Origin of the sequence: Bacillus sp. 3103sda1 (genome assembly GCF_024159135.1) — a bacterium.
Classification (GTDB): Bacteria; Bacillota; Bacilli; order Bacillales; family Bacillaceae_G; genus Bacillus_A; species Bacillus_A rhizoplanae.
This window is the reverse complement of record NZ_JAMYWS010000001.1, coordinates 4,271,821-4,298,820: the sequence shown is the minus strand read 5'-3', so window position 1 is coordinate 4,298,820 and position 27,000 is coordinate 4,271,821. Positions and strand designations below refer to the sequence as shown.

Sequence of the window (27,000 nt, the reverse complement as noted above, 5' to 3'; positions counted from 1 at the left end):
ACATATAATATACCAATTTGAAAAGCTCCTTTTACATAGAGAAAAGCAGACTGAAGCCGCAGTCTGCTTTTGTTTTTATAGATTATACGATTATCCAGCAGGGGCTTTAACCTTTTGTTTACGTAATTCAAATACAGATTGCATAGCAGCATAAAGAAAACTTGCTACTACGATGCCTGTTATTACATCTATAAAGGCGTGCTGTTTTGTAAACAAAGTAGATAAAATAATGAGTACGCCAACAAATGTTAATAGACCATATTCCCATTTGTTTTGCTTTTTTCTCTTATATGCTGTAATCATAATGACAAATGTTGTGAGCACGTGAATGCTAGGAAAACAATTTACAGGTTGATCGATACTGTAAATAAAGCGAACTAAATTAGCAAACACATCATTGCCAATCACTTCAGGACGTGTTACCGTTGTTTGCCACATATAATAAATGCCAAAAGAAAGAAGGTCACCTAATATAACACTACTTAATGTAACGTAGTAGAGCTTTCGGTCAGCAAAGCAGTAATAAATTAGAGTACCGTATAGATAGGGAAACCAAAGTAAGTATGGAACGATAAATTCTTTTGTAAAAGGAATCCATGCGTCTATTTTTGTTGTTACATTCACAGCACCTACTGTTGATTGATTGAGCACGTCATAAAGAAGACCTACAAGTATGAGTAGCAATATATAACATAATGGAAGAAAGGATGAACGTTGATTATTCTCCATAGCGGTTCTCCTATTTCTAATGTAATGAGATAAAACTTGAGAAATTATAAATAGAAAAAATGGAAATGAGCTATCAATTTTCATTAAAGCGTTTTCACTATATCATATTGTAAGGTGACGATATTATTCATTTGTATTTTTGATAAAGAGAAGCTGTCAGTAAACAAAAGTCTGTTTAAGAGGTATGTTCGAGTTTATCCCGCTATTCGCGGGCAGTAAGACCCCCACTTCAAGATTGAGAGAGAAGCGAGGAAGATAGGTGGGGGATGAAGAACTCCGCACTGATGAAAAATTATAATAGAAAAATATAAACGAGCTATCGACTTTCCTTATATTTTTGTCACTATATCATATTGTAGGGTGACGATATAGCTCATTTGCATTTTCAATAAGAGAGAATTGCCATTAAATAAATGTTTGATTAAGACGTACGTTCGATTTTGTGGTCTTAATCAAACGTTTGTTTAAGAGGTATGTTCGATTTTATAATACTAATTAAACGTTTGATTAAGATATATGTTCTATAATGCTGCGCACCTTGTTGGGAAAAATAAAAAAACACTTCTCAAAAAAAATGAAGTGTTTTTCTGTCTCTAAATATATTATAATAAAAATAGTTAGAATTTTATTATTTCAATAAAATATCATATAAGCTTAAATAGATGTATTATATTCATTTATGTATTTAGTTACGCTTTCATTTAATGTTGCAAAAAAGCCTGGGAATTCTGAACTATTCGTGCGAATATTATCTATATGTTGTAAAGAGAGTTTTTCGTTTAAGAGAAACTCACCGTGATGTCCAAATACCTGTATATTAGCATTCATTTGTCCTGAATCTTCTTGTGTTGATACGAGAATGTAGTGAAATGCTTTTACAGGAATGACATATGTTTTGCGATATGTATTTGTACTGTTTATTCCGGTTTGCTTTATCACTTGAAACTGGAGAATGTCTTTGTTTATAGCAACAGACAATGTTGTTGACTTTAACTTTGTGTCTGTTAATTCATCAAGTTCTTCAAGTTGAAAGTGGATTGTAGTTTGATCTGAATGATGTTGAATTTGTTGCTGGATGACTGAGTGAATTTGTAGGTCCATATAGTTAAATAATCTCCTTTTCTTTATGTACTATCAAAGACAAAAATATAGAACAAAAGAATTAATATAACAGTTTCAAGCAGTAAAAAAGATTAAACATTTGTATTCTTCCTTAAAGAGAATACATGACAAATTACTAAAAAACAATATAAACTAATTTAGTATTTCATGTTTTAAAAACCATATATTTAACATAGTTAATATTATGTTAAATAATTTCTTTAGGGTAGTAAAGTATTTTTTGAGAATTTAAGAAAAATAAAAGATTTTGCAGGATAAAAGAAATTCTTAGCGAATTAAGTTAAAGTTTGAAATGAAAAAATATTTTCTATATGATAAGGTAAAGGTTAGTGAAAAGTAGGTGAATGTATGCCAGTAACATTTTATTCATATCCAAAATGTGGAACATGCCAAAAGGCAAAAAAATGGTTAGAAGCAAATGATGTAGCATATGAAATGATTCATATTGCTGAAAATCCACCTTCTAAGGAAGAACTTCGCAGTTTATATGAAAAAAGCGAATTGCCATTAAAAAAGTTCTTTAACACAAGTGGAATGCGTTACCGCGAGCTTGGTTTAAAGGATAAGCTAAAAGATGCAAGTGAAGAGGAAATGTTGGACATGCTCGCTTCTGATGGCATGTTAATCAAACGACCAATTGTAACAGGCAGTAATTATGTAACAGTTGGCTTTAATGAAGAACAATTTGAAAGCGTGTGGAAAAAGTACCGATAAGGTATTTTTACATAATTAATACATTCATTGGAGGTACAGACATGAGCATTCCAAAACAATTACGTTACTCTGAAGAACACGAATGGGTAAAAGTTGATGGCAACCAAGTTGTTATCGGTATTACAGATTTCGCACAACACGAATTAGGAGATATCGTATTCGTAGAACTTCCTGAAGTTGGTGCAACAATCGAAGCTGACGAGCCATTCGGAAGCGTAGAATCTGTTAAAACAGTTTCTGAGTTATACGCACCTGTAGCAGGTAAAGTTGTAGCAGTAAACGAAGAATTAAACGACAAGCCAGAGCTTGTTAACGAATCTCCATACGAAGGTGCATGGATGATTAAAGTTGAGATTGAAGATGCAGGTCAAGTGGATAACTTATTAACTGCAGAACAATACGAAGAAATGATCAATCAAGACTAAGATGGAAAGGGCAGCTAATAGCTGTCCTTTTTTATTTATGTCAGCTCTAGTAGCTAGAATGTTCGGTGGCTTCACTTCTTCCTCACATTCTGAACGAGCCACTTCCGCTTTTATTCACAAAAATAAACAGGAAACAACATTGAAATATCGAATATACTATATACTAAAGGTAAGGTTGTATCATAGTATATGGTGATCGGGTGATGCCAAGTGGTCTATGTGGAAAAAGTAATTATTGTTGAAGGTAAATCAGATAAGAAGAAGATTGAAACGATTATTAGAGAACCGGTGGAAATTGTTTGTACAAATGGTACAATTAGTTTGTCGAAAATGGATGAACTTATTGATCAGCTGTACGATAAAGAAGTGTATGTGCTTGTGGACGCAGATGATGCAGGAGAGAAGCTACGCAAACAATTTCGCCGAGAATTTCCACATGCTGAACATATTTATATTGATCGTTCGTATCGTGAGGTTGCAACTGCACCATCAAATCATTTAGCGAACGTTTTATGGGGAGCTGACATTGACGTTTATACAGAATTTTTACGGTAAGGAATGGTAGAATGATCGATTTGACAGGAAATGAAGCTGTAACTGCAGTTGAAAATCAAGATAAAACGGTGTTATACGTATATACGCCAATGTGTGGTACGTGTCAACTTGCTAAAAAAATGTTAACAGTTGTTGAAGCCGCATTACCTCATTTGGAAATTGGGATGCTAGATTTAAATTACGCACCGCATTTTGCGCGGGAGTACGAAATTGAAAGTGTTCCGTGTTTACTTATATTTGAGAAAAATCAACTTATGAAGAAAATATATGCATTTCAATCTGTGGAATATTTATATATGGAATTACAATAGGCGGCAAATACTTTGCCGCCTCGACATATTTCTTGGGAAATATAAGCAACAAGTGATTTTTTGTCGAGAGAAAGATACAGGAGAGCTCGTTATAGAAATGGAATGGTATTATGTAAAACGTGATATGAGGAGTGTGACGGAGATGAAATTGTATTCACTGCTTCAATCATTTGTAACATATGCCAATACGCAATATCATTTAGAACCGCTACTGCCGCAATTTGAGCGGACTGTTTGTTTTACTTTTCAAGATGAGCGTTATTCATTGAAAATTTCAAGAGATAAAATTGAGCTTACGAATGGTGCAATGGGAACGGAAGAACTTGTTTGTTTTCAAGAAGATGACTTGCAGTTATTAATTACAGGACAAGTTCGTTTGCAGTCACTATTGCGTAGAAAGGCCATTACATATAGAGGGACATACCAAACAATGTTATTATTAGAATCTGTATTTCATATTTGTAAGCCGCTACGAATAGGTGCTTAAATTTCAGAAAGTTTCTTCTTTACGAAAATTTCTGTTGACATCTATTTCATGCGTTGATACAATTCAAAACATGAAATAATGAAAACTTCATAACGACAAAATCAGACGAAATTTATATCTGATTTTCTCTTATCAAGAGAGGTGGAGGGACTGTGCCCGATGAAACCCGGCAACCGTCAACTTATGTTGAAATGGTGCCAATTCCTGCAAAGCGAATGCTTTGAGAGATGAGAGGAAAGGATAATAGTAATTTATGTATATAAACCTTTCTGCTCATTTTAAAGCAGAAAGGTTTTTTTGTTGTTTCAGTGTAGGAGGACGCTCAAACAACAACTTCATTTATCCCGCATTAACGGGCAGTAAGCCCCCACCGGAAGGTTCAGAGAGAGGCAAGGAAGATAGGTGGGGGATAACTACCCGTAAAAGCCCGATTGGTTCAACTAACCATCAGTGGGAGATGAAAAAACTCTCCACTGATGGAAGTTTCACTTTATCGGTATAGCGGAGAGCTGCTTACACTTTTTAATTAAAAAGGGGTGACATTAATGATTGTGTTAGAAAATGTAAAGAAAATATATCGCTCCAAAAACGGCGATGTTACTGCTGTTGATAATGCAAATTTACAAATAGAAAAAGGTGAAATTTTCGGTGTTATCGGATATAGCGGTGCCGGAAAGAGTTCCTTAATTCGCTTGTTTAATCAATTGGAGAAACCAACGTCTGGAAAAATTACTGTTGGAGAGCGTTTGATTTCAGCAATTAGAGGAAAAGAACTGCGAGAAGCGCGTCAAGAAATCGGGATGATTTTCCAGCATTTTAACTTGCTTTGGTCACAAACTGTTCGTGAAAATATTGCTTTTCCGCTTGAAATTGCTGGAGTGACAAAAGAGAAAAGAACACAGCGTGTAGATGAATTGATTCGTCTTGTTGGTTTAGAGGGACGGGGAGATGCGTATCCATCTCAGCTAAGTGGTGGACAAAAGCAGCGTGTTGGTATTGCGAGAGCATTAGCAAATAACCCGAAAGTATTATTATGCGATGAAGCGACATCAGCACTAGATCCAGAAACAACAGATCAAATTTTAGATTTGCTTCTCGATATTAATAAACGCCTCGGTTTAACGATTGTACTCATTACACATGAAATGCATGTGATTCAAAAAATTTGTAATCGTGTTGCTGTTATGGAAAAAGGAAAGATTGTTGAAAGCGGCAGCGTTTTAGATGTATTTCGTAATCCGCAGCAAGACATTACAAAGCGCTTCGTTAAGCAAATAACAGATTCTGAAGATGCAGACGAAACAATTGAACATTTAGTAGAGAAGTACCCGGAAGGAAAAGTCGTGAAACTGCAATTTATTGGTGAAGCAGTGGAAAGACCAGTTCTGCAGGAATTAATGAAGAAAGATGGAGTGGAAGTGAGCATTCTGCAAGGGAATATTGCTCAAACAACAAACGGGGCGTATGGAAGTTTAATTGTTCATTTAAAAGGTGACGAAGATATAGTTGCAGAGGCAGTTGCAACAATTCAACAAGAGCAAGTAGAGCTGGAGGTGATTGCACATGGATAATTTGTTTCAAAATGTCGATTGGGATCAAATGTTAGAAGCAACACAAGAAACGTTATACATGACGGCAATTGCCACGCTTGCAACGTTCGTATTAGGTCTTATTCTTGGATTAGTACTGTTTCTCACAGGAAAAGATAATCTGTGGGAGAACAAGCCAGTCAATATTGTGATTGGCGCGTTTGTAAATATTTTTCGTTCTATTCCGTTTATTATTTTAATCATTTTACTGATTCCATTTACGAAGCTTCTTCTTAATACAATTCTTGGAGCAAGTGCCGCATTGCCAGCATTAATTGTTGGAGCAGCACCGTTCTATGCGAGAATGGTTGAAATTGCACTTCGTGAAATTGATAAGGGTGTTATTGAAGCATCGAAAGCGATGGGAGCAAAGACGAGTACAATTATTTTAAAAGTATTGATACCAGAATCTTTGCCGGCACTCATTTCGGGTATTACGGTAACGGCGATTGCACTTGTGGGCTACACAGCGATGGCTGGAGTTGTTGGAGCAGGCGGTCTTGGTACCCTTGCTTATTTAGAGGGATTCCAACGTAATAATGGTGATGTCACTCTCATGGCAACAATTCTTGTACTTGTTATTGTATTTATTATTCAAATGTTTGGTGATTTTCTTACAAAGCGACTTGATAAAAGGTAAAGAGAAGCTAGTTATTATTAGGATAAAGAGTTTTCGTTTCGTACGAAAACTCTATATAGATTTTATATTTTGAATATTGAAAAACAGGGGGCGTTATAACATGAAGAAGGTATTATTTTCAGTACTTCTTGCTGTATTTGTATTTGCATTAGCTGCTTGCGGTAGTAGCGACAAAGATAAGAAAACACTTGTGGTGGGTGCTTCTAACGTACCGCATGCGGTTATTTTAGAACAAGCCAAACCACTATTAGAGAAAAAGGGTATTACATTAAAAATAAAAAAATTCCAAGACTATGTATTACCAAACAAAGCATTAGCTGATAAAGATCTTGATGCGAACTATTTCCAGCACATTCCATATTTAGAGAAAGAAATTCAAGAAAAAGGGTATAACTTTGTAAGTGCAGGGAAAATTCATTTAGAGCCTATGGGCATTTACTCTAAGAAATATAAAAGTTTAAAAGATCTTCCAAATGGTGCAACAGTGATTATGAGTAATAACGTAGCAGAACGAGGACGTATGCTTGCATTATTGCAAAAAGGCGGCGTTATCAAGCTTAAAGATGGTGTAGATATCGTAAAAGCGACAGAAAAAGATATTGTAGAAAATCCAAAAAACTTGAAATTTAAAACAGATGTTGAGCCAGGGCTTACACCGAAATTATATGAAAACAACGAAGGCGATGCATTATTCATCAACTCAAATTACGCAATTGATGCAAAATTAAATCCGACAAAAGATGCAATTGCACTTGAAGGATCAGACTCTCCTTACGCAAATATTATTGCTGTTCGTAAAGGTGACGAAAACAGAAAAGAAATTAAAGAACTTGTCGAAGTATTACATTCAAAAGAAATTCAAGATTTCATTAAGAAAGAGTACAAAGGAGCTGTACTTCCTGTAAGTGAATAAGGTGAAAAAAGGGCTAGAATTTTTCAGCCCTTTTTTCTTTATATAAGTAGGAAGAAAGGTGTATCATAATATAATGTGCAGAAAATACCTGCTCGTATTTGTAGAAAAATTGTTACATTTTTTCAACGTTTGCGATATCATTTTATTTGATATAAAATTAGAATGAGAATAAAATGAGAATGTGAACGTTTTAGGAATTTTTAAAATGTATATAGATGATTAATGGAGGTATTGAGATGGCTGGTTCTACATTAACGATTAAAGATTTACATGTATCAATCGATGGCAAAGAAATTTTAAAGGGTGTAAACCTTGAAGTAAAAGGTGGAGAAATCCACGCAATTATGGGACCTAACGGAACAGGTAAATCAACTTTATCTTCCGCAATTATGGGTCACCCAAAATATGAAGTAACACAAGGCAGCATCATCATCGACGGTGAAGATGTATTAGAAATGGAAGTAGATGAGCGTGCACAAGCTGGTCTATTCCTAGCAATGCAATATCCAAGTGAAATTAGCGGAGTAACAAACGCTGACTTCTTACGTTCTGCAATTAATGCACGCCGTGAAGAAGGCGATGAAATTTCTCTTATGAAATTTATCCGTACATTAGATAAAAACATGGAATTCCTAGAAATGGATCCATCAATGGCACAACGTTACTTAAACGAAGGTTTCTCTGGCGGTGAGAAAAAGCGTAATGAAATTCTTCAATTAATGATGATTCAGCCAAAAATCGCAATCTTAGATGAAATCGACTCTGGTCTTGATATCGATGCATTAAAAGTTGTATCTAAAGGTATTAACGAAATGCGCGGCGAAGATTTCGGTTGCTTAATGATCACGCACTACCAACGTTTATTAAATTACATCACTCCAGATCATGTACACGTTATGATGAATGGTCGTGTTGTGAAATCTGGCGGTCCTGAGCTTGCACAACGTTTAGAAGCTGAAGGTTATGACTGGATTAAAAAAGAACTAGGTATTGAAGACGAAACAGAAGAGCAAGAAGCGTAAGAGAGGAGCATAAACATGACAATTGGTACATTACCTTTCGATCAAGATTCTATCCGTCAGCATGCAAGCGAAGCGAACGAAGCTGCTTGGTTGACTGAGTTCCGCTTACAAGCTCTTGCAAAGGCAACTGAACTTCCAATGCCAACGCCTGATAAAACAAAAATTGATAAATGGGATTTTGTCGGCAAAGGTCACACTGCAAAGCAAGAGCCTGTACGTTCTTTAGAAGAACTTCCAGAAGCAGTGAAAAATTTAATTGACGAAAATAATAGCGTTCTTGTAGGGCGCAGCGGTACAACTGCATTCGTTTCTTTATCAGAAGAGGCGAAAACAAAAGGCGTTATTTTTACAGATATCGTAACAGCTGCAACTGAGCATGCTGAATTAGTACAAAAGTATTTAATGAAAGACGGCGTGAAAGTTGACGAACATCGTTTAACAGCGCTTCATGCTGCACTAATCAACGGTGGTGCGTTCGTATACGTTCCGAAAAACGTTGTTCTTGAAACACCACTTCAAGCTGTATTCTTAGTAGACGGTGAAGAAGCAAATGTATATAACCATGTACTATTTGTAGCAGATGCAAACAGCTCTGCAACATATGTAGAAAACTACGTGGCAAATGAAAATGTTACTGGTATTGCAAATATCGTGGCAGAAGTAATTGTAGAACAAGGTGCACAAGTGAAATTTGGTGCAGTTGACTTATTAGCAAAAGATGTAACATCTTACGTAAACCGCCGCGGCGTAGTTGGACGAGATGGACGTCTAGAGTGGGCATTAGGTCTTATGAACGATGGAAACACAATTTCTGAGAACGTAACAAACTTAATGGGCGACGGTTCATTTGCTGATACAAAAACAGTAACAATTGGCCGTGGTAACCAAACACAAAACTTTACAACAAAAGTTGTTCACTTCGGTAAACATTCTGAAGGCTTTATCTTAAAACACGGTGTACAAAAAGATAGCGCAACATCTATCTTTAACGGAATTGGTAAAATCGAGCACGGCGCTTCTAAATCAAATGCACAGCAATCTTCTCGCGTTCTGATGTTAAATGAAAAAGCACGCGGCGATGCAAACCCAATTCTTTTAATCGATGAAGATGATGTAATGGCAGGTCACGCAGCTTCTGTAGGACGCGTAGATCCTACACAACTATACTACCTAATGAGCCGTGGTATTCCGAAGAAAGAAGCAGAACGTTTAGTCATCCATGGATTCTTAGCACCTGTAGTAAATGAGCTTCCAATCGAAGGAGTAAAGGCACAGCTTGTTGAGGTAATTGAAAGGAAAGTTCGCTAATGGATATTCATGAAATACGCAAACAGTTTCCAATTCTTGATCAAAAAGTGAACGGCAAACAACTTGTTTATTTCGATAGTGCGGCAACTTCTCAAAAACCAATTCAAGTAATTGAAACGTTAGAACGTTACTATAAAGAATACAACTCTAATGTTCATCGCGGTGTTCATACGCTCGGTACGAAAGCAACCGATGCGTATGAAGGTGCACGCGAGAAAGTTCGTAAGTTTATTAATGCGAAGTCTATGGAAGAGATTATTTTTACGCGCGGTACAACAACAGCGTTAAATACAGTTGCGGCAAGCTATGGTATGGAACATGTAAAAGAAGGCGATGAAATTGTCATCTCTTACATGGAGCACCATAGTAACATTATTCCTTGGCAACAAGTTGCGAAGAAAACAGGTGCAACATTAAAATATCTTCCGCTTCAACCAGACGGGACAATTTCATTAGAAGATGCTCGTCAAACGATCACGTCAAATACGAAAATCGTATCTATTATGTACGTGTCAAACGTACTTGGAACGATTAACCCTGTAAAAGAAATTGCAGAAATTGCACACCAAAACGGAGCAATCATGGTCGTTGATGGTGCACAAAGTACACCGCATATGAAAGTGAACGTAAAAGATTTAAACTGTGATTTTTACGCTTTATCCGCTCATAAAATGTGCGGACCTACAGGTATTGGCGTATTATATGGTAAGAAGGAATTGCTTGAAAATATGGAGCCAATTGAATTTGGCGGTGAAATGATCGATTTCGTAGACTTACAAGAGTCTACATGGAAAGAGCTTCCTTGGAAATTCGAAGCAGGTACACCGATTATCGGCAACGCAATCGGACTTGGAGCTGCAATTGATTTCTTAGAAGAAATCGGTCTTGATAATATTGAAAAGCATGAACATGAATTAGCGCAGTATGCTTTAGAAAGACTATCAGAAGTAGACGGTGTTACAATTTATGGTCCAAAGCACCGTGCAGGTCTTGTTACATTTAATATTGATGACGTACATCCACACGATGTTGCGACAGTATTAGATGTAGAAGGTATTGCGGTTCGTGCAGGTCATCATTGTGCACAGCCGTTAATGAAGTGGCTCAAAGCTTCTTCTACAGCACGTGCAAGCTTCTATTTATATAACACAAAAGAAGAAATTGATACATTTGTCGAAGCGCTGACGAAAACAAAGGAGTATTTCACAAATGTCATTTAATAATTTAGATACGTTATATCGTCAAGTTATTATGGATCATTATAAAAATCCACGTAACCATGGCGTATTAGAAGATAGTGTTACGGTTAATTTGAACAATCCAACTTGCGGTGACCGCATTCAACTTACAATGAAAGTAGAAGACGGTATTGTTCAAGAAGCGAAGTTTGAAGGAGAAGGCTGTTCCATCTCTATGTCTTCCGCTTCTATGATGACGCAAGCCGTAAAAGGAAAGAAAATTGAAGAGGCACTTCAGCTTTCAAAAATTTTCTCGGATATGATGCTAGGAAAAGAGTATGATGACAGCATTGATTTAGGAGATATCGAGGCATTACAAGGTGTATGCAAATTTCCAGCGCGTATTAAGTGTGCAACATTAGCTTGGAAAGCGTTAGAAAAAGGCTTGAACGAAGAGAAGTAATGCAAATGAGTTCCTAAATACGAAGTTTATCCAAGGAGGGACATACGAACATGGCGAAACAGCTGCCAGATATCGGCGATTATAAATATGGTTTCAAAGATAAAGACGTTTCAATTTTCCGTGCTGAGCGCGGTTTAACAAAAGAAATCGTAGAAGAGATTTCACGTATGAAAGAAGAACCACAGTGGATGTTAGACTTCCGTTTAAAATCACTGGATCACTTCTATGAAATGCCAATGCCACAATGGGGCGGCGACTTAAATGACTTAAATTTCGATGAGATTACGTACTACGTAAAACCATCTGAGAAATCTGAGAAGTCTTGGGATGAAGTACCTGATGAAATTAAAGCAACGTTTGATAAATTAGGTATTCCAGAAGCAGAACAAAAATATTTAGCGGGTGTATCTGCACAGTACGAATCTGAAGTTGTATACCACAACATGAAAGAAGATTTAGAAGAGCTAGGAATCGTATTTAAAGATACAGATAGCGCATTAAAAGAGAACGAAGATATTTTCCGTGAGCATTTCGGAAAAGTAATCCCACCAACTGATAACAAATTCTCAGCATTAAACTCTGCAGTTTGGTCTGGTGGATCATTCATCTACGTTCCAAAAGGTGTGAAAGTAGAAACACCGTTACAAGCGTATTTCCGTATTAACTCTGAAAATATGGGACAATTCGAGCGTACGCTTATTATCGTAGATGAAGGCGCACACGTACACTACGTAGAAGGTTGTACAGCACCTGTTTACACAACAAACTCACTTCACAGTGCGGTAGTAGAAATCATCATTAAGAAAGATGCATATTGCCGTTATACAACAATCCAAAACTGGGCAAACAACGTATACAACCTAGTTACAAAACGTGCAGTTTGTGAAGCAAACGCAACGATGGAATGGATTGACGGTAACATCGGATCGAAATTAACGATGAAATACCCAGCTGTTATCTTAAAAGGCGAAGGCGCTCGTGGTTTAACATTATCTATCGCGATTGCTGGTAAAGGCCAACACCAAGATGCTGGTGCGAAAATGATTCACTTAGCGCCAAACACATCTTCAACAATCGTTTCTAAATCGATTGCTAAACATGGTGGTAAAGTAACATACCGTGGTATCGTACACTTCGGACCAAAAGCGACAAACTCTCGCTCTAACATCGAGTGTGACACATTAATCATGGATAACCAATCTACATCTGATACAATTCCTTACAACGAGATCAAAAACGATCACGTATCACTTGAGCACGAAGCGAAAGTATCAAAAGTATCAGAAGAACAATTATTCTACCTAATGAGCCGCGGTATTTCTGAGCAAGAAGCAACAGAAATGATCGTAATGGGCTTCATCGAGCCATTCACTCGCGAACTTCCAATGGAATACGCAGTAGAAATGAACCGTCTAATCAAATTCGAGATGGAAGGTTCTATCGGTTAATTTAAAAGCGGAAGCGCCCTGTTTACAGGGCGCTTTTTTGCTTGGAAGCAAATATATCAGCCGTTTCTCCCGATATATTGGAGTTATTCTTGAAATAACGGTGCTTTGACACGATATAAAGTGAAACTTCCATCAGTGATGCTTTTCTTACTGATGGTATAGGCTTGAAGATGTTAAGAAGTAAAAAAGGATCGGGTGCATGAAAGTAGCTGAAAAACTATCTGAAAAAATTTTATCAATATACAAAAATCAAAATTTTATGATATAATTTTTTGAAAAAAGGAGGTTAGTTTTTAGAGAATTCTAAATTTTATTAAGGGAATAAAATTTCTAGTATGTTTATTAGTTAGTTTATGCACTATTAATTATTCGTTTATTTCCTTCGCTGAAACTTAAACAAGTAATTCAGCTGATGCAACAAAATTATTCTAAAAAAGGAGTTGAATTTTTTGAAAATTATAAATAGTGTCAGAGGAATAAAGTTTCTAGTATGTTTATTAGTTAGTTTATGCACTATTAATTATTCGTTTATTTCCTTTGCTGAAACACAAACAGATAATTCAGCTGATGCAACAAAAAATGCTAGTGGAATTGATACTGGCATAGCAAATTTAAAGTATGATAGTAGAGATATTTTAGCAGTAAATGGTGATAAAGTTGAGGGTTTTGTGCCGAAAGAAGGTATTAATTCAAATGGTAAATTTGTAGTGGTTGAACGTGAGAAAAAATCACTTACAACCTCGCCGGTGGATATCTCAATTATTGATTCTATGGTTAATCGTACATATCCAGGAGCAGTACAACTTGCAAATAAAGCTTTTGCGGATAATCAACCTAGTTTATTAGTAGCCAAGAGAAAACCTTTGAATATTAGTATAGACTTACCTGGCATGAGAAAAGAAAATACAATAACTGTCCAAAATCCAACATATAGTAATGTGTCTGGAGCAGTAGATGATTTAGTATCTACTTGGAATGAAAAGTATTCAACAACACATACGTTACCTGCAAGAATGCAGTATACAGAGTCTATGGTTTATAGTAAATCTCAAATAGCAAGTGCTCTTAATGTTAACGCTAAATATCTTGATAATGGACTGAACATTGACTTTAATGCGATTGCAAATGGAGAGAAAAAAGTGATGGTTGCGGCATATAAGCAAATATTTTATACCGTAAGTGCAGAACTACCTAACAATCCATCAGACCTTTTTGATAATAGCGTTACTTTTGAAGAGTTAACTCGTAAAGGGGTAAGTAATACGGCTCCGCCTGTTATGGTGTCAAATGTAGCTTACGGCAGAACAATTTATGTAAAATTAGAAACAACTTCTAAGAGCAAAGATGTACAAGCTGCCTTTAAAGCCTTACTTAAGAATAACAGCGTTGAAACAAGTGGACAGTACAAAGATATTTTTGAAGACAGTACCTTTACCGCTGTAGTACTAGGCGGAGATGCAAAGGAGCATAACAAGGTTGTTACAAAAGATTTTAATGAAATACGAAATATAATTAAAGATAATGCAGAATTAAGTCCTAAAAATCCAGCATATCCAATTTCATATACTAGCACTTTCTTAAAAGATAATGCGGTTGCTACTGTTCATAACAATACAGATTATATCGAAACTACATCTACAGAATATTCTAGTGCTAAAATGACGCTTGATCATTACGGTGCATATGTTGCTCAATTTGATGTATCTTGGGATGAATTCTCGTATGATGAAAATGGAAAAGAAGTATTAACCCATAAAACTTGGGAAGGAAACAACAAAGACAAAACTGCTCATTTCTCTACAGTCATACCACTTCCACCGAATTCAAAAAATGTAAAAGTGGTAGCGAGAGAATGTACAGGTCTTGCATGGGAATGGTGGAGAACTGTTATTAATGAACAAAATGTTCCATTATCAAAAGAAATCAAAATTTCAATTGGAGGAACGACATTATACCCAAGTGCTAGTATTAGTTATAATTAAAGGTAATGTATATGTCAGAAGCGCCTTGTTTACAGGGCGTTTTTTTCATGGGCACAAATATAACGGTGCTTTGACACAATATAAAGACCTTCTGAAGAAGTTCGATAGGCGAGAAGCTTTTGTTAATTAATCTTCTCCTTAACTTTTAAAGAAGAAACTTTTGCTTTTTCCATTAATGAGAGTACAATGTAAAATAGCAAGAAAAGACGAAAAGTATTTACAGGATTCGAGCTTGCATATAGCGTAAACAAGAAGTATGGAATTGAGAGGAGGTTTTTTCTCTGAATATAGATACGGAAGTAACAATTCATCTTTATCATACAAATGATATACATAGTCATTTTGAAAATTGGCCGCAAATTTCTCGGTTTGTTGTAGAAGAGAAAAAGCGTCGTCTTGCTGCTGGTGAAGCGGTCTTTACATTAGATATTGGCGATCACGTTGATCGCTTTCATATGATTTCTGAGGCAACGAACGGAAAAGGAAATGTGCAGCTATTAAATGAAGCGTTGTACGATTATGTAACGATTGGGAACAATGAAGGGATTACACTTGCGAAGGAGCAACTGGATCATTTATACGACGATGCAAATTTTGAAGTGCTCGTTGCCAATTTATTTGAAACAAATCAAACACGTCCTAGCTGGGTAAAACCATACGTGCTGCAAACACTTGATAATGGGGTTACAATTGCTTTTATCGGTTTAACAGTGGCATATCCTGACTTTTATGCGAAGTTAGATTGGCATATTGAAGATCCGTTTCTACATTTGGAAACAATTTTAGAAGAGGTACGTGCAAAGGCGGATGTCATTGTTGTATTATCTCATTTAGGAAAGAATGCAGATGAATATATGGCAGAGCATTATGATATAGATGTTATTTTAGGTGCACATACCCATCATTTATTTGAGCGCGGTGTATTAGTGAATGGAACGCTTCTCTGCTGCTGCGAGAAGTGGGGACATTATGTGGGGCATGTGCAAATAACGGTGGACTTACAAACAAAGCAAGTGACGAAAAAAGATGGACGGGCAATTAGTGCGAAGCGATTAGGCGCATATGGAGAGCCCAATATTTTATTAGGAGAGCTTGAACAAGAAAGTAAGTTCATGATGGCAGAGCCTGTTGTAAGCTTAAAGGAATCGTTAGAAATGGATTGGTTTCAGGAAACGAAATTTGCTCATATGCTTGCCGAATCCCTTAGGGAGTGGTGCGATGCTGAAATTGGCATGGTGAATGCTGGTGTATTACTCGAAGGATTACAGGAAGGTATAGTTACCCGAGGAGATATTCATCGCATTTGTCCACATCCGATTAATCCATGCCGCTTGCAAGTAAAAGGGAAAACATTGCGAGATGTTATTTTGAAAGCACGACGTCCAAACATGGAACAGCTTGAAGTAAAAGGTTTAGGTTTTCGCGGGAAAGTCATGGGGAAAATGATGTATGCTGGCGTAGAAGTTGTGCCAGATACGATTCCGGGTAATAAAATTTTACTCGAGGACGTAATCATTAACGGGGAATCATTAGATCTAGAACGAATCTATACAGTAGGAACGATTGATATGTTCACATTCGGTTACTTATACCCAGAGCTTGCGGTCGTGCCAGAAAAAGAATATTATATGCCGGAATTGCTCCGTGATGTTTTGAAGGATACATTAATGAAATGTGCATCATCTGTAAAATTATAGCCTACTGATTACAGTAGGCTTTTTGTATTCACATTCTTTTTTCTACTCTCATACAGATAAAGGAGAGAGGAGTGTGAACTATGGTTAATATAGAACCAATTATAATAAATGAATGCACGTTTATAGCAGTGAGTGTAAAGCTTCCAAAGACAAATTTGTTAGCAGTTATGAGCGATAAAGGATATATTATGTGCGGGGCGTTAGATGTGGGATTGTTAAACGAAAAGTTAAGCGATCGCGGCATTCTTGCAGGGCGCGCTGTTGGCGTAAGAACGATTGAACAGTTGTTAGAAGCACCACTTGAATCGGTTACGATTGAAGCAGAAAGGTTAGGAATTACAACTGGCACAATTGGAAAAGATGCACTGCTAAAAATGATCTAAATATATCGTCCCTCTTTTTTGCATATACATGTGTAAGAAGGAGGGATTTGTTATGCGTGCGTTTCGCCCCCGGACTTCTCGGTTTCGGAAAGGACCACTGCCATTTCGGTACGTATTGCTTATTTCATTTGCTATTTTTATTATACTTACCTTACAAGGATTGTGGCTTGTGAACAAAAGCATCCAGCCAACGTTAATGAAATATGCAGAAATGCAGACGAAGCGAACAGCAACAGTTGTCATGACGAAAGCAGTAAAAGATAGGGTTGCACAAGGGATCGATGTCGATTCATTAATGAAGGTGCAAACGGATAAAAACGGAAAAGTCGCGACGATGGATGTAAATACAGCAGCAGTTAATGAAATTCTCACATCAACTACAATGTACATAGAGAAATATTTACATCAAGCAGAAAAGGGAGATACGAAGGCGTTAGGTTTGCCGGAGGACGGAGGAGCTTCATTATCTGTTCCGCTTGGGAGAATTACAGACAATGCATTGCTCGGTAATTTAGGGCCGGATATTCCAATTACATTTACAACAATTGGTGATGTGTATACAAATATTAAGCAAGACTTTGAGCCAAATGGAATTAATAATACAGCTATTAAAATTGTGATGGAAATTGAAGTGACGCTTCAGGTTATTATTCCGTTCCATACGAAAGAAGTGACAGTAAAGCAAGATATTCCAGTGGCAACACGTATGATCCAAGGTGAAGTACCTGGCTATTATGGAAGCGGCGGAGTTGTTGCACCAGAGAAAAAGGAGAAAAAAGCGGATAACTAATGTTACCCGCTTTTTTAGATAAAGGAATTGTTAATTTGAGATAACTGTAGCATCAAACTGCGGTTATCTTTTTGAATTCATTCGTTCTTTCCGCTCCCATAAGCTTAAATGCATGTACGGATCAAACGCCCATTCTGTATAGCCGTTATCTTTATACAATCCAAAGTGCAAGTGAGGCGGGAATTTACCTGCTGTTCCAGGCGGACCATAACCAGTACTGCCGACAAATCCAATGACAGTTCCAGGCTCGACGATTTGTCTAAGCTGTATTTCTTTGGAAAATCCGCCTAAATGTGCGTAGTAATGGTAGTTGTTATATAAGTCGCGAATACCAATGCGCCAGCCGCCAAGACGATTCCAACCTTTCGTTTCAATAATACCATAGCAAGTAGAACGAACAGGTACACCATAGCCAGCGAAAATATCTGTTCCTTCATGCATACGCCGTCCGCCAAAGCTTCGTTTAGCACCAAATGTACTGCGGTAACTATGATCGCTGCGAACAGGCAGAGGGAAAGCATTACCTTCTAAATTAATCCGATTGTAATGTTTGTACATACGAGCATAACCTAATATTAGCTCTACTGTTTTAGATCGCTGATAATATTCCCACAACATAATTTTTAGCTGTTCTCGATTTGTCCCACGTTTCCCTAATATGGTAGCCATTGTATAGAGAACATCTTCTTCATTATTTGCGTCTGCCAATCCATCGTTGTTTCCGTCTAACCCCATGCCTCCAAATAAGGAGATTGTGTACGGTTTTGTATCATGGGGGTCCGGATTTGCTGGCCCGGACCATACTTCTGGTTTGAAGTAAATAGAGATAATGGCATCTGGCTTTTTCGGAATATCGCTGCGAACAGCACGGATATTTCGCTCGTATTGATCGATGGCAGCAAAGTAGTACCATGGAATAAGAGAGAATGTCTCCATTTCTTTATATAATGTCATTCGCTTCATGTATATATCTTCTTGTTTGTTTTCTTGCCCGTATACAATGTTTGTTTGAAGAAGAAAACAGATAGAAAGCAGAAGGAAAAATTTTCGATGCACGGCAGTAAGCTCCTTTCGAAATCACTACCTTTAGTGTGGGATATACACGATATTTCATTATAAGTAATAATTGGAAGGAATTCTTAGAATCTTCATTTGAGCAAATCGCTTTCATGCGATAGAATAGATATGTTACATTGAAAGAAGCGAACATGGTAAACTATTTCATATTGTGCGGAGTTGATGAACATGACAAAACAAACAGAATACAAGCGCAAGCCCGAGTGGTTAAAAATTAAATTAAATACAAATGAAAACTATACAGGCTTAAAGAAAATGATGCGTTCTAAGAACCTTCATACCGTTTGTGAAGAGGCAAAGTGTCCGAATATTCATGAATGCTGGGCTGTTCGTAAAACAGCAACATTTATGATTTTAGGTGCAGTTTGTACACGTGCATGCCGCTTCTGTGCTGTTAAAACAGGCTTACCAACGGAGCTTGATTTACAAGAGCCAGAACGCGTAGCAGATTCTGTAGAACAAATGGGTTTAAAACACGTTGTTATAACAGCAGTTGCACGTGATGATTTGAAAGACGGAGGAGCAGCTGTTTTTGCTGAAACAGTGCGTGCAGTTCGTCGTAAAAATCCATTCACATCTATCGAAGTTTTACCTTCTGATATGGGCGGAGTAGAAGAAAATTTAAAAATGTTAATGGATGCACGTCCTGATATTTTAAACCATAACATTGAAACGGTACGTCGATTATCTGACCGCGTTCGCGCTAGAGCAAAATATGATCGTTCTCTAGAATTTTTACGTCGTGCTAAAGAAATGCAGCCTGATATTCCAACAAAATCAAGCATCATGGTAGGGCTTGGGGAAACAAGAGAAGACCTTATCGAAGCAATGGATGATCTACGTGCAAACAACGTTAATATTTTAACGCTTGGTCAATATTTGCAACCATCTAAAAAGCATTTACCAGTTATTAAGTATTACACACCAGCAGAATTTGCAGAGCTAAAAGAAATTGCACTTAGCAAAGGATTTAGTCACTGTGAGGCTGGTCCGCTTGTACGTTCTTCTTACCATGCAGATGAGCAAGTACAATCTGCAAAAGAAAATACAGTAGAAGCAAAATAATGAGGAAATCCCTCTTAGTGAATCGGCTAAGGGGGATTTTTTTTGAACAAGATATCAGTGTAGAAAATACGATAGAGCATAAAGGGGGAAGTCTATGAAAGGATTTGTTTTTTTAGCGCTTGCAATTGTGAGTGAAGTATTTGGGACAACGATGCTGAAGTTGTCAGACGGATTTACGAAAGTATGGCCAAGTATCGGTGTTGTTCTTGGTTTTACATCTGCATTTTATTGTTTATCCCAAGCGTTGCAATACCTTCAACTTAGCACTGCTTATGCGATTTGGTCTGGAGTTGGTACAGCGCTAACGGCATTACTTGGTGTTCTCATTTGGAAGGACGCTTTTACATGGCAAACGTTCGTTGGCATAGTGCTTATTATTGGCGGAGTTGTTGTATTAAATATGTCGGGTTCGGGTGCACATGGATGAAAAAAGAACTGAAATTTTCAGCTCTTTTTCATTCATATTCTAATACGGTATTTCCACATGTGGATAACACTTTACGTAATTCTTCTGTGGATAAAGCAATTGTAAATTCAGGGACACCAGGTGAAATCAATATTTTTTCGTATTGATAGATAGAAGAATCCACAATAATTGTTACATCCTCTGTATAGCCAAAAGGAGCCACACATCCTGGGATGCATCCTGTTGTCGTTCTTAGTTCATCAGGTGAACAAAGAGAGACGCTTGTACCGATCATATTTTTCATTTGCTTCATATCAAGGCGAGTTCCTTCTAATGTAAAAAAGACATAGTAAGCCCCGGATTTCGTTTTTAAAAAGAGACTTTTACTTGGTTCACCATCTAAACCGAGACGTTCCCGAATCATTCGATCTGTTTCATAATTTAAAACAGGTTCATGTTCAAATTTCTCATATAAAACATTCGTTTTATGTAGTAATGAGATGACTTCTTCGTACATTGGAATACAAGCTCCTTTCTTTTCACTTATCGAGTGTTTTCCATAATTTTTTGAATTTTTTTTGTTTACCCCGCACTAACGGGCAGTAATATTTAGCGAAAGAAAAGAAGTACTAATTGCCCGTAAGAACCCGATTGGTTCAACTAACCTTTTGGAGAAGAGCACTCCAAAAGGAAGTTTCATTTTATACACATATGTCCTGGAGCTGTAATGGGGCGTATTCAGCTGGAAAGTATTCAATACATACTTTTCCATTTACGTCTAACTTTTTGAAGACAAGTCCTTCTCCCATTCGCTGTTGCAACCATGCTTTCTTTTGCAAAACCCCGTGTGCCATTCTTTTGTCAGATATAGCACAGCAAATATGTTCTGATTCTAGATTATCAGTAGTTACGTTAATTCGTTTCACAATGTATTCCCCAAAATCTGTGGATAGTCGCTGTACCATGTTCTAACGTAATTTCGTATACGTCTGGATTGCTTAAGCTTTCCCATGTGGAAAAACCAACGTTTTTGTCAAAAAGCCTTAAAATGAGCGTGAACAAGTTACCATGTGTAACGAGCATTGTTACTTTTTTCGTATCTTCTTGTAATATGCTGTGGATAAGTGGCTGTACTCTCTCCGTCGCTTGGCGCGTCGATTCTCCGCCAGGAAATGCGACATCTATTTCTATAAATGTTTGCTCTAGCATTTGTAGCCAATTACTCATTGGAGCGCCGCTCAGTATACGCTCAGTTAACCGCACATCCTCTTGAATAGGGAGCTGCATATGTGACGCGTAAGGTGTAATGGATTGAACAGCACGAGTAAATGGGCTAGAGATAATGTTTTCGATAGGGAGCTGTTCTGTGATGAGAAAATCTGCAAGAGCTTTAGCTTGTTGCTGACCTGCTGCTGTAAGTGGTGCATCATGTTCTTGCCCAGTTGCAGTGCAATGGCGGACAACAATTAATTTCTTCATGATTTATCCCTCACTTATGAATAGACGAATTTGTACGTACTTCGACAAATAGAGTGAGGAATCCTCCTTTCTCTAGTTATTGGTAACTGAAATCAAAATAAAAAGCTAAGCCGATTCGGCTTAGCTTGCATGTTCTGCTAGGAATTTTGTTTTCATTTTACGAATTAGGATGTAAGCACCAATGCCAAACAGTATCATAATTCCTTCCGTTACGAACAAATTGATTTGTCTGCGTTGGTAAAGCGCTGCGAAAAAGTCAACAAACGAATGAAGAAATACTGCCAGCCCTACAAACATATACTTCTTATGCTTTACGCCATATAAGACAAGCATTGTAAGAGCAATTTGCATGATAAAAGCAACGATTCGCTCTACTCCGCCAAGTAAATAGAAGTAAGGCGGAGTATGTAGTAATGCATCTTGGACAGCGCTGAGCTGAGGTACCTTTTCAATCATCTTGGAGAAGGTTCCATTATTAATAGAGAAAGCAAATACAAGACTTTGCACTCCGGCAGTCGCCCCAATTAATAATGATTCAATCCCTCCGTGACCGATTCCATAAGCAAGGCCGTCTTTATACTCCTGGTACTTCTTGAGTAAAAAGAAAAAGGCGATAAAACGTGCAAGTTCTTCAAAAATACCAGCAGTTAATCCGCCATATATAGCATAGATAAACGGATTTTTTAGTAGCTCAGTTGCTGCTGGATTTCCAAATACATAGACATGTAACGTTTTTTCTAAAATTTGTGAGAATCCCAAAAAGAATACAATCCCGACACCGACAATTTTTAAAGAGATTCCATACTTCTTTCGACAGTAAACGAGAGCAATGATTGGGATAAGAACTGAAATAGCAATTTGCACAATCATACTTCCAATTGTTGCATTTGAAACCATACATTTCACCACTTTCTAATATATATACTATTTCTATTATGCAGGAAAAACGGTGAAATGTTTAGTAAATAACCTGAGAGTATATTCTCAGGTCATTTAATGTATCCTGTTATTAGTAATAATTTAGCAACATTAAAGGAGCGCTAACTGCCCGTAAGAGCCCGATTGGTTCAACTAACCTTTTGGAGAAGAGCGCTCCAAAAGGAAGTTTCACTTTACTTCATTGTGTTAGGCAGTGTAGTATTTTGCGTGTTGTTTAAATGCGGATTTTTGCTCATTTCATGCTTGAGCATATCGAGTGTTTGTGCATATTCTTTATCATTTAATGTGCCGGATTTGAGTCCTTGAATTTGTGATATTAATTTTTGATCTGTTGATACATATGCTTTGTAATAGCGGGGAACAACAGACAATGCTGCTTTTTGTACTTGATCAGCGACTAGAGCCGGATCTGTCGTGTTTGCTCGGTATACAACAAATACTTCATCATCTGTTACAAGTGTTGCGGCATTTATAACGTCTGGAAGTTTCACCGTTATATCTGTAATCATTTCTGCTAATCGTTCCTTGTTAATCGTACCGACTTGGCGATTCGACACTTCATCTTTTTGTTTTTGAGAATAGCCGACTCTTGTCAGCATTCGGTTTGGCACGTCCTTCCCGTATATGTCTTTATGCTCAGACACAAGTACGCGGCTTCCTTCTTCCTGTTTCATTTCCGCTTTGTTGTTTGTTTGACATCCAGCAAAGATGGAAAGGGTGAGAAGGGATAGGAGCAGTTGTTTTTTCATGATTGTTTCCTCCTTATTGATCTCGCTATTTGCGGGCAGTAATACCCACATCTCAAGATTCAAGGAAGAACGAGGAAGATAGGTAGGGGATAACTGCCCGAAAAAGCCTAATTGGTGAGAGCTTTATTCATCCCGCCCTAACGGATAGTAAGGCTCCCCCTCAAGATTGTGAGAAGTCAAAGAAGATAGGAGGGAGATAACTGTCCGTAAGAGCCCGATTGGTTCAACTAACCTTTTGGAAAAGAACGCTCCAAAAGGAAGTTTCACTCTATAGCATTTCCCACTTAGGAGGTTTTTTGTATTTGAAATTGTTGGTTTTGTGGCTTTATGATACGATAAAAAGAAGAAAGAATAGGAAAGGGAATGGAAGATGGAGCAGAAGCAGGAGATTCGCACTACAGTTTACGTGAATAATATCCACTATGAAGTCATACAAGAAAATCGAAATGGATTTAATGAAGAAGCATTTAAAGCTCGTTACGCAGAAATTTTAAATAAATATGATTATATCGTGGGTGATTGGGGGTATGATCAGCTACGATTACGCGGCTTTTTTGACGATAGCAACCAGCGTGCAACGTATGATACGAAAATTAGTACGTTATCGGAGTATTTATACGAGTATTGTAATTTTGGATGTGCATACTTTGTACTGCGAAAAGTGAAGAAGTAAAAGAATTCCTCTTACACCGTTGTAAGAGGAATTTTTTTAACATTGTTATATCAATTACAGGTATATAGAAATACAATCGCCAGCTGCAAGTTTGGCATTTTGCTTAATGCGTTGACCGTTTAAGTGAATAGATCCGTCTTTAATTTTCTTTATGATTACCGTACGGCTCCATTCTGAAATATAGGTCGCGAGTGCTTTGTCGATGCGAAACAATCCATGCACGGATTCTAATAGGATGGTTAGTTCCGTCAATCCTGCGTTTTCATAGGGCAGGATTGAAATGTTGTGTATCGTTTCTTGGCTTTCTTTTTGAAGCATATCGACTGTTTCAACATGTTCAGAATACGTTTTATAAATGTGTAATTTCTTATTCCATGTATGTTCTTTTTCGCATTTGTAAATCGCAAAACGATAAATGTTTTTACCATTCGCGTTATGTCTACGAATATGTGTATCAGTAAACAGGACTGTATGACCACAATTTTTACAATGTTTTTCTACAGTATCTTCTAATTCTGTCTTATATAAATTCCAAGAAAGTTGTATGTTCTGCATTTTCCTTCACCTCGTATTTAGATAAAGGAACGTGGGACATCTATTTGGATGTCTTGCAGTATGAAATATAGAAAAAAGAGAAAAATAAAAGAAGATTCCCCTGTGAGGAACCTTCGTAACAATCATACTACAGATGTGCTACGTTCCTTTGTAATGGGAATTGGGCAGACTACTCCCTTGAAAAAAGCGTTGTGCTTTTTTGAGAGTAATACTATCCAGTTGCTGCTCCATTACAAAGTATATGTTGGCATACGTAGTGTAACATCCTTTCTATCCAAATAAATTTGTCGTTATTATATCACATTAAACTGAAAATTCAAAATATGTAACATAAAAAATCACCAACTCTGTTGTAAGTTGGTGATTTAAATTTACATCAGTTCAAATAAAAATGAACGTAATTCTTCTGCATTTTCTTCTGAAATAGAAAATGCATGTTCTAAGTAGCCAGGTTCTTCTAAGTCGTCACGACCGATAATGGCAAATTTATTGCGCTGTATATCAAGGACGATAGTTTTACCATAATGACGGTCAGAATACAAAAGTGCTAAATCGTGGCGCTCGTTTTCTCCCATAAAGCTTACGAAACGCGTTTTTGTTTCCACTGTATCATCGTAAAGAAAAAAACGTTCTCCCATGAACATGACTCCTTTTTAAATATCTAAATTTAAGTGTGGTTTATGATCTAAATGGTGGTGCGTTTTAATAAAGCGCACTGTTCTTGTTTTATAGCGCATAACGATAGAATATGTTTCTGCTAAATCTCCGCCAAGGAATTTCACACCATCTAATAACTCGCCAGCAGATACACCTGTTGCTGAGAAGATTGCATCGTCACCGGATACTAAATCATCTAGCATAAGAAGTTGACGTGGGTCTTCTAAGCCCATGGCATGGCAACGTGCTTCTTCTTCTTCATTCATTGGAACGAGACGTGCTTGCATTTCTCCGCCAAGACATTTGAGTGCAGCAGCAGAGATAACGCCTTCCGGAGCACCGCCAGTACCGATAAATAAGTCGATTCCTGTTCCAGGAAGGGCTGTTGCGATAGATGCACCAACATCACCGTCACCGAATAATTTTACACGTGCACCTTTTGCACGTACTCGTTCGATGATGTCTTGATGACGTTCACGCTCTTGTATGATAACTGTTAAGTCACGAATTTTTTTATTGTTTGCTTCGGCTACAATTTCAATTGTCTTTTCAATTGGATCATCTAAGCTAATTTTACCAGCTGCATTTGGACCAACTGCGATTTTTTCCATGTACATATCAGGAGCGTGTAGAAGGTTTCCTTTATCAGCGATAGCGATAACAGCCATTGCGTTTGCAAGACCTTTTGCTACGATATTTGTTCCTTCTAATGGATCAACAGCGATATCTACTTCTGGACCGTTTCCTGTTCCAAGCTTTTCACCAATGTAAAGCATTGGTGCTTCATCAAGTTCCCCTTCTCCAATCACAACAGTGCCTGCCATGTTCACAGAGTCAAACATCGTACGCATTGCAGTTGTTGCAGCATCATCTGCTTCATTTTTCTTACCGCGACCCATCCATTGTGCGGATGCAAGGGCTGCTGCTTCTGTTACACGGACAATTTCTAATGCGAGTTCACGTTCCATGGTGCCATTCCTCCAATTCTCCAATTCCGAAAATCATACACGTATAACTATAACAAAGAATGGGAAAAAGGTGAATTCGAAAAATTGTCGATTTTTTTCGAATAAAGGGGTACAATTGGGAATGAAAATGCTTTAATTTCCAGGTAGGTGACATATATGTACTTTGTAGACCGTAAAAAAATTGAACAAATGTTACAGTGTTTAGAGAAAGTTGTTGCAGCATTTCAAACAAAACAAGAGTACCGCGGAGCGCTTGATGAATATGCATTAGAGCGCATGGCACATCTTATGATTGATTGTATTTTAGACGTAGGCAATGCCATGATTGATGGATTTATTATGCGTGATCCAGGTAGTTATGAAGATATTATTGATATTTTAATGGATGAAAAAGTGGTTACGAATGAAGAAGGAGAGCGTTTAAAAGAAGTCGTTCGTCTTCGTAAAATGATTGTGCAGGAATATGTAAATATGAACCATACAGAAGTGTATGATACAGTGCAAAAACATATTGATATGATCAAACAATATCCTGCTAATATTCGCCGTTATTTGGAGCAAGAACTTGGTCCTGTATCTGCATTTGCAGGAGAGTAAAGTGAAACTTTCATCAGTGAGGGATTCATCCCCACTGATGGAAAGCTCTCAACAGTCAGTCCCCACCTCTCTTCTTTGT

Annotated in this window: 32 protein-coding genes and 1 riboswitch; of the genes, 21 read left to right on the top strand and 11 right to left on the bottom strand. The window is 37.3% G+C overall.

From position 1 onward, the window contains the following. Positions 1 to 90: 90 nt before the first annotated feature. On the bottom strand, positions 91 to 729 hold the full coding sequence (locus NKR74_RS21620) for a phosphatase PAP2 family protein (protein ID WP_253630796.1): 639 nt from the start codon (positions 727 to 729) through the stop codon (positions 91 to 93). Positions 730 to 1,383: 654 nt separating this feature from the next. Next, complete coding sequence (locus NKR74_RS21615) at positions 1,384 to 1,830, bottom strand: DUF3978 family protein (protein WP_253630795.1); 447 nt, start codon at positions 1,828 to 1,830, stop codon at positions 1,384 to 1,386. Between the two features lie 369 nt (positions 1,831 to 2,199). Here NKR74_RS21615 and NKR74_RS21610 point away from each other — a divergent pair, with 369 nt between their 5' ends. The 17 genes from NKR74_RS21610 (at position 2,200) to yunB (ending at position 17,756) form a co-directional block, all read left to right on the top strand. Next, entirely contained in the window at positions 2,200 to 2,565 is a 366-nt protein-coding gene (locus NKR74_RS21610) for an arsenate reductase family protein (RefSeq protein ID WP_253630794.1), read from the top strand. Between the two features lie 41 nt (positions 2,566 to 2,606). Beyond that, on the top strand, positions 2,607 to 2,990 hold the full coding sequence (gene gcvH / locus NKR74_RS21605; RefSeq protein WP_098308851.1) for a glycine cleavage system protein GcvH: 384 nt from the start codon (positions 2,607 to 2,609) through the stop codon (positions 2,988 to 2,990). 210 nt (positions 2,991 to 3,200) lie between these two features. After that, a complete protein-coding gene (locus NKR74_RS21600) occupies positions 3,201 to 3,545 on the top strand; it encodes a toprim domain-containing protein (protein ID WP_098308849.1) in 345 nt (114 codons plus the stop codon). 11 nt (positions 3,546 to 3,556) lie between these two features. Next, on the top strand, positions 3,557 to 3,856 hold the full coding sequence (locus tag NKR74_RS21595) for a thioredoxin family protein (protein ID WP_098308846.1): 300 nt from the start codon (positions 3,557 to 3,559) through the stop codon (positions 3,854 to 3,856). A gap of 142 nt (positions 3,857 to 3,998) precedes the next feature. Further along, positions 3,999 to 4,343 carry a hypothetical protein gene (locus tag NKR74_RS21590; RefSeq protein WP_253631193.1) on the top strand — a complete coding sequence of 115 codons (345 nt, stop codon included), beginning with the start codon at positions 3,999 to 4,001 and terminating at the stop codon, positions 4,341 to 4,343. A gap of 126 nt (positions 4,344 to 4,469) precedes the next feature. Further along, positions 4,470 to 4,577: riboswitch (SAM riboswitch) on the top strand. A 311-nt stretch (positions 4,578 to 4,888) separates the two neighbouring features. After that, a complete protein-coding gene (locus NKR74_RS21585) occupies positions 4,889 to 5,914 on the top strand; it encodes a methionine ABC transporter ATP-binding protein (RefSeq protein ID WP_253630793.1) in 1,026 nt (341 codons plus the stop codon). Next, positions 5,907 to 6,572: a methionine ABC transporter permease gene (locus NKR74_RS21580; protein ID WP_253630792.1), complete on the top strand. Its 666-nt coding sequence runs from the start codon at positions 5,907 to 5,909 to the stop codon at positions 6,570 to 6,572. Before NKR74_RS21585 ends, NKR74_RS21580 begins: the two co-directional genes overlap by 8 nt. Positions 6,573 to 6,672: 100 nt before the next feature. Continuing rightward, on the top strand, positions 6,673 to 7,485 hold the full coding sequence (gene metQ, locus NKR74_RS21575) for a methionine ABC transporter substrate-binding lipoprotein MetQ (RefSeq protein WP_253630791.1): 813 nt from the start codon (positions 6,673 to 6,675) through the stop codon (positions 7,483 to 7,485). Positions 7,486 to 7,721: 236 nt separating this feature from the next. Continuing rightward, entirely contained in the window at positions 7,722 to 8,507 is a 786-nt protein-coding gene (gene sufC, locus NKR74_RS21570) for a Fe-S cluster assembly ATPase SufC (RefSeq protein ID WP_035433106.1), read from the top strand. Between the two features lie 15 nt (positions 8,508 to 8,522). Continuing rightward, on the top strand, positions 8,523 to 9,815 hold the full coding sequence (gene sufD, locus NKR74_RS21565) for a Fe-S cluster assembly protein SufD (protein WP_253630790.1): 1,293 nt from the start codon (positions 8,523 to 8,525) through the stop codon (positions 9,813 to 9,815). Then, a complete protein-coding gene (gene sufS, locus NKR74_RS21560; RefSeq protein WP_253630789.1) occupies positions 9,815 to 11,035 on the top strand; it encodes a cysteine desulfurase SufS in 1,221 nt (406 codons plus the stop codon). Before sufD ends, sufS begins: the two co-directional genes overlap by 1 nt. Beyond that, positions 11,025 to 11,456, top strand: coding sequence for a Fe-S cluster assembly sulfur transfer protein SufU (gene sufU / locus NKR74_RS21555; RefSeq protein WP_035433100.1), 432 nt, complete (start codon positions 11,025 to 11,027; stop codon positions 11,454 to 11,456). Before sufS ends, sufU begins: the two co-directional genes overlap by 11 nt. A gap of 50 nt (positions 11,457 to 11,506) precedes the next feature. Beyond that, the gene (gene sufB, locus NKR74_RS21550; protein WP_253630788.1) at positions 11,507 to 12,904 is read left to right on the top strand and encodes a Fe-S cluster assembly protein SufB; all 1,398 of its coding nucleotides are present in this window, start codon (positions 11,507 to 11,509) and stop codon (positions 12,902 to 12,904) included. Between the two features lie 440 nt (positions 12,905 to 13,344). Further along, the gene (locus NKR74_RS21545) at positions 13,345 to 14,886 is read left to right on the top strand and encodes a thiol-activated cytolysin family protein (RefSeq protein ID WP_375337681.1); all 1,542 of its coding nucleotides are present in this window, start codon (positions 13,345 to 13,347) and stop codon (positions 14,884 to 14,886) included. A gap of 281 nt (positions 14,887 to 15,167) precedes the next feature. After that, a complete protein-coding gene (locus tag NKR74_RS21540; RefSeq protein ID WP_301287864.1) occupies positions 15,168 to 16,583 on the top strand; it encodes a bifunctional metallophosphatase/5'-nucleotidase in 1,416 nt (471 codons plus the stop codon). Positions 16,584 to 16,663: 80 nt separating this feature from the next. Then, a complete protein-coding gene (locus NKR74_RS21535; protein WP_098308826.1) occupies positions 16,664 to 16,966 on the top strand; it encodes a YunC family protein in 303 nt (100 codons plus the stop codon). A 52-nt stretch (positions 16,967 to 17,018) separates the two neighbouring features. Then, positions 17,019 to 17,756: a sporulation protein YunB gene (yunB, locus tag NKR74_RS21530; RefSeq protein ID WP_253630786.1), complete on the top strand. Its 738-nt coding sequence runs from the start codon at positions 17,019 to 17,021 to the stop codon at positions 17,754 to 17,756. A 63-nt stretch (positions 17,757 to 17,819) separates the two neighbouring features. Here yunB and NKR74_RS21525 read toward each other — a convergent pair whose 3' ends face one another. Next, a complete protein-coding gene (locus tag NKR74_RS21525; RefSeq protein WP_253630785.1) occupies positions 17,820 to 18,812 on the bottom strand; it encodes a M23 family metallopeptidase in 993 nt (330 codons plus the stop codon). Positions 18,813 to 19,001: 189 nt separating this feature from the next. Here NKR74_RS21525 and lipA point away from each other — a divergent pair, with 189 nt between their 5' ends. Continuing rightward, on the top strand, positions 19,002 to 19,898 hold the full coding sequence (lipA, locus tag NKR74_RS21520; RefSeq protein WP_253630784.1) for a lipoyl synthase: 897 nt from the start codon (positions 19,002 to 19,004) through the stop codon (positions 19,896 to 19,898). A gap of 94 nt (positions 19,899 to 19,992) precedes the next feature. Beyond that, positions 19,993 to 20,325, top strand: coding sequence for a DMT family transporter (locus NKR74_RS21515; RefSeq protein ID WP_098308818.1), 333 nt, complete (start codon positions 19,993 to 19,995; stop codon positions 20,323 to 20,325). Between the two features lie 28 nt (positions 20,326 to 20,353). Here the strand turns inward: NKR74_RS21515 and NKR74_RS21510 are convergent, their stop codons facing one another. From NKR74_RS21510 to NKR74_RS21490, 5 genes are all read right to left on the bottom strand, one after another. Then, positions 20,354 to 20,821, bottom strand: coding sequence for a YbaK/EbsC family protein (locus tag NKR74_RS21510; RefSeq protein WP_253630783.1), 468 nt, complete (start codon positions 20,819 to 20,821; stop codon positions 20,354 to 20,356). Between the two features lie 184 nt (positions 20,822 to 21,005). Then, on the bottom strand, positions 21,006 to 21,230 hold the full coding sequence (locus tag NKR74_RS21505) for a hypothetical protein (RefSeq protein ID WP_253630782.1): 225 nt from the start codon (positions 21,228 to 21,230) through the stop codon (positions 21,006 to 21,008). Continuing rightward, on the bottom strand, positions 21,217 to 21,783 hold the full coding sequence (locus NKR74_RS21500; protein WP_253630781.1) for a histidine phosphatase family protein: 567 nt from the start codon (positions 21,781 to 21,783) through the stop codon (positions 21,217 to 21,219). Before NKR74_RS21500 ends, NKR74_RS21505 begins: the two co-directional genes overlap by 14 nt. A gap of 120 nt (positions 21,784 to 21,903) precedes the next feature. Continuing rightward, entirely contained in the window at positions 21,904 to 22,680 is a 777-nt protein-coding gene (locus tag NKR74_RS21495) for a YhfC family intramembrane metalloprotease (RefSeq protein WP_098308812.1), read from the bottom strand. Between the two features lie 215 nt (positions 22,681 to 22,895). Continuing rightward, positions 22,896 to 23,471 carry a YhcN/YlaJ family sporulation lipoprotein gene (locus tag NKR74_RS21490; protein WP_098308810.1) on the bottom strand — a complete coding sequence of 192 codons (576 nt, stop codon included), beginning with the start codon at positions 23,469 to 23,471 and terminating at the stop codon, positions 22,896 to 22,898. A 370-nt stretch (positions 23,472 to 23,841) separates the two neighbouring features. Here NKR74_RS21490 and NKR74_RS21485 point away from each other — a divergent pair, with 370 nt between their 5' ends. Next, positions 23,842 to 24,144: a YutD family protein gene (locus tag NKR74_RS21485; protein ID WP_098308808.1), complete on the top strand. Its 303-nt coding sequence runs from the start codon at positions 23,842 to 23,844 to the stop codon at positions 24,142 to 24,144. A 54-nt stretch (positions 24,145 to 24,198) separates the two neighbouring features. On the opposite strand, the gene NKR74_RS21480 is transcribed toward NKR74_RS21485, so the two are convergent. The 3 genes from NKR74_RS21480 to glpX all read right to left on the bottom strand — a co-directional run bounded on the left by NKR74_RS21480 (position 24,199) and on the right by glpX (position 26,324). Next, on the bottom strand, positions 24,199 to 24,699 hold the full coding sequence (locus NKR74_RS21480; protein WP_253630780.1) for an RNA-binding S4 domain-containing protein: 501 nt from the start codon (positions 24,697 to 24,699) through the stop codon (positions 24,199 to 24,201). 371 nt (positions 24,700 to 25,070) lie between these two features. Continuing rightward, a complete protein-coding gene (locus tag NKR74_RS21475; RefSeq protein WP_098308804.1) occupies positions 25,071 to 25,337 on the bottom strand; it encodes a DUF3055 domain-containing protein in 267 nt (88 codons plus the stop codon). 15 nt (positions 25,338 to 25,352) lie between these two features. Then, positions 25,353 to 26,324 carry a class II fructose-bisphosphatase gene (gene glpX / locus NKR74_RS21470; RefSeq protein WP_098308802.1) on the bottom strand — a complete coding sequence of 324 codons (972 nt, stop codon included), beginning with the start codon at positions 26,322 to 26,324 and terminating at the stop codon, positions 25,353 to 25,355. A 156-nt stretch (positions 26,325 to 26,480) separates the two neighbouring features. On the opposite strand from glpX, the gene hepT reads away from it, so the two are divergent. Beyond that, positions 26,481 to 26,921, top strand: a complete 441-nt coding sequence (gene hepT, locus NKR74_RS21465) for a type VII toxin-antitoxin system HepT family RNase toxin (RefSeq protein WP_098308800.1) — start codon at positions 26,481 to 26,483, stop codon at positions 26,919 to 26,921. Positions 26,922 to 27,000 lie beyond the last annotated feature (79 nt).

Coding starts and splice junctions, on each gene's coding strand:
- NKR74_RS21620 (WP_253630796.1), bottom strand. CDS start 729: ATGGAGAATAATCAACGTTCATCCTTTCTTCCATTATGTTATATATTG.
- NKR74_RS21615 (WP_253630795.1), bottom strand. CDS start 1,830: ATGGACCTACAAATTCACTCAGTCATCCAGCAACAAATTCAACATCAT.
- NKR74_RS21610 (WP_253630794.1), top strand. CDS start 2,200: ATGCCAGTAACATTTTATTCATATCCAAAATGTGGAACATGCCAAAAG.
- gcvH (WP_098308851.1), top strand. CDS start 2,607: ATGAGCATTCCAAAACAATTACGTTACTCTGAAGAACACGAATGGGTA.
- NKR74_RS21595 (WP_098308846.1), top strand. CDS start 3,557: ATGATCGATTTGACAGGAAATGAAGCTGTAACTGCAGTTGAAAATCAA.
- NKR74_RS21590 (WP_253631193.1), top strand. CDS start 3,999: ATGAAATTGTATTCACTGCTTCAATCATTTGTAACATATGCCAATACG.
- NKR74_RS21585 (WP_253630793.1), top strand. CDS start 4,889: ATGATTGTGTTAGAAAATGTAAAGAAAATATATCGCTCCAAAAACGGC.
- NKR74_RS21580 (WP_253630792.1), top strand. CDS start 5,907: ATGGATAATTTGTTTCAAAATGTCGATTGGGATCAAATGTTAGAAGCA.
- metQ (WP_253630791.1), top strand. CDS start 6,673: ATGAAGAAGGTATTATTTTCAGTACTTCTTGCTGTATTTGTATTTGCA.
- sufC (WP_035433106.1), top strand. CDS start 7,722: ATGGCTGGTTCTACATTAACGATTAAAGATTTACATGTATCAATCGAT.
- sufD (WP_253630790.1), top strand. CDS start 8,523: ATGACAATTGGTACATTACCTTTCGATCAAGATTCTATCCGTCAGCAT.
- sufS (WP_253630789.1), top strand. CDS start 9,815: ATGGATATTCATGAAATACGCAAACAGTTTCCAATTCTTGATCAAAAA.
- sufU (WP_035433100.1), top strand. CDS start 11,025: ATGTCATTTAATAATTTAGATACGTTATATCGTCAAGTTATTATGGAT.
- sufB (WP_253630788.1), top strand. CDS start 11,507: ATGGCGAAACAGCTGCCAGATATCGGCGATTATAAATATGGTTTCAAA.
- NKR74_RS21535 (WP_098308826.1), top strand. CDS start 16,664: ATGGTTAATATAGAACCAATTATAATAAATGAATGCACGTTTATAGCA.
- yunB (WP_253630786.1), top strand. CDS start 17,019: ATGCGTGCGTTTCGCCCCCGGACTTCTCGGTTTCGGAAAGGACCACTG.
- lipA (WP_253630784.1), top strand. CDS start 19,002: ATGACAAAACAAACAGAATACAAGCGCAAGCCCGAGTGGTTAAAAATT.
- NKR74_RS21515 (WP_098308818.1), top strand. CDS start 19,993: ATGAAAGGATTTGTTTTTTTAGCGCTTGCAATTGTGAGTGAAGTATTT.
- NKR74_RS21510 (WP_253630783.1), bottom strand. CDS start 20,821: ATGTACGAAGAAGTCATCTCATTACTACATAAAACGAATGTTTTATAT.
- NKR74_RS21500 (WP_253630781.1), bottom strand. CDS start 21,783: ATGAAGAAATTAATTGTTGTCCGCCATTGCACTGCAACTGGGCAAGAA.
- NKR74_RS21495 (WP_098308812.1), bottom strand. CDS start 22,680: ATGGTTTCAAATGCAACAATTGGAAGTATGATTGTGCAAATTGCTATT.
- NKR74_RS21490 (WP_098308810.1), bottom strand. CDS start 23,471: ATGAAAAAACAACTGCTCCTATCCCTTCTCACCCTTTCCATCTTTGCT.
- NKR74_RS21485 (WP_098308808.1), top strand. CDS start 23,842: ATGGAGCAGAAGCAGGAGATTCGCACTACAGTTTACGTGAATAATATC.
- NKR74_RS21480 (WP_253630780.1), bottom strand. CDS start 24,699: ATGCAGAACATACAACTTTCTTGGAATTTATATAAGACAGAATTAGAA.
- NKR74_RS21475 (WP_098308804.1), bottom strand. CDS start 25,337: ATGGGAGAACGTTTTTTTCTTTACGATGATACAGTGGAAACAAAAACG.
- glpX (WP_098308802.1), bottom strand. CDS start 26,324: ATGGAACGTGAACTCGCATTAGAAATTGTCCGTGTAACAGAAGCAGCA.
- hepT (WP_098308800.1), top strand. CDS start 26,481: ATGTACTTTGTAGACCGTAAAAAAATTGAACAAATGTTACAGTGTTTA.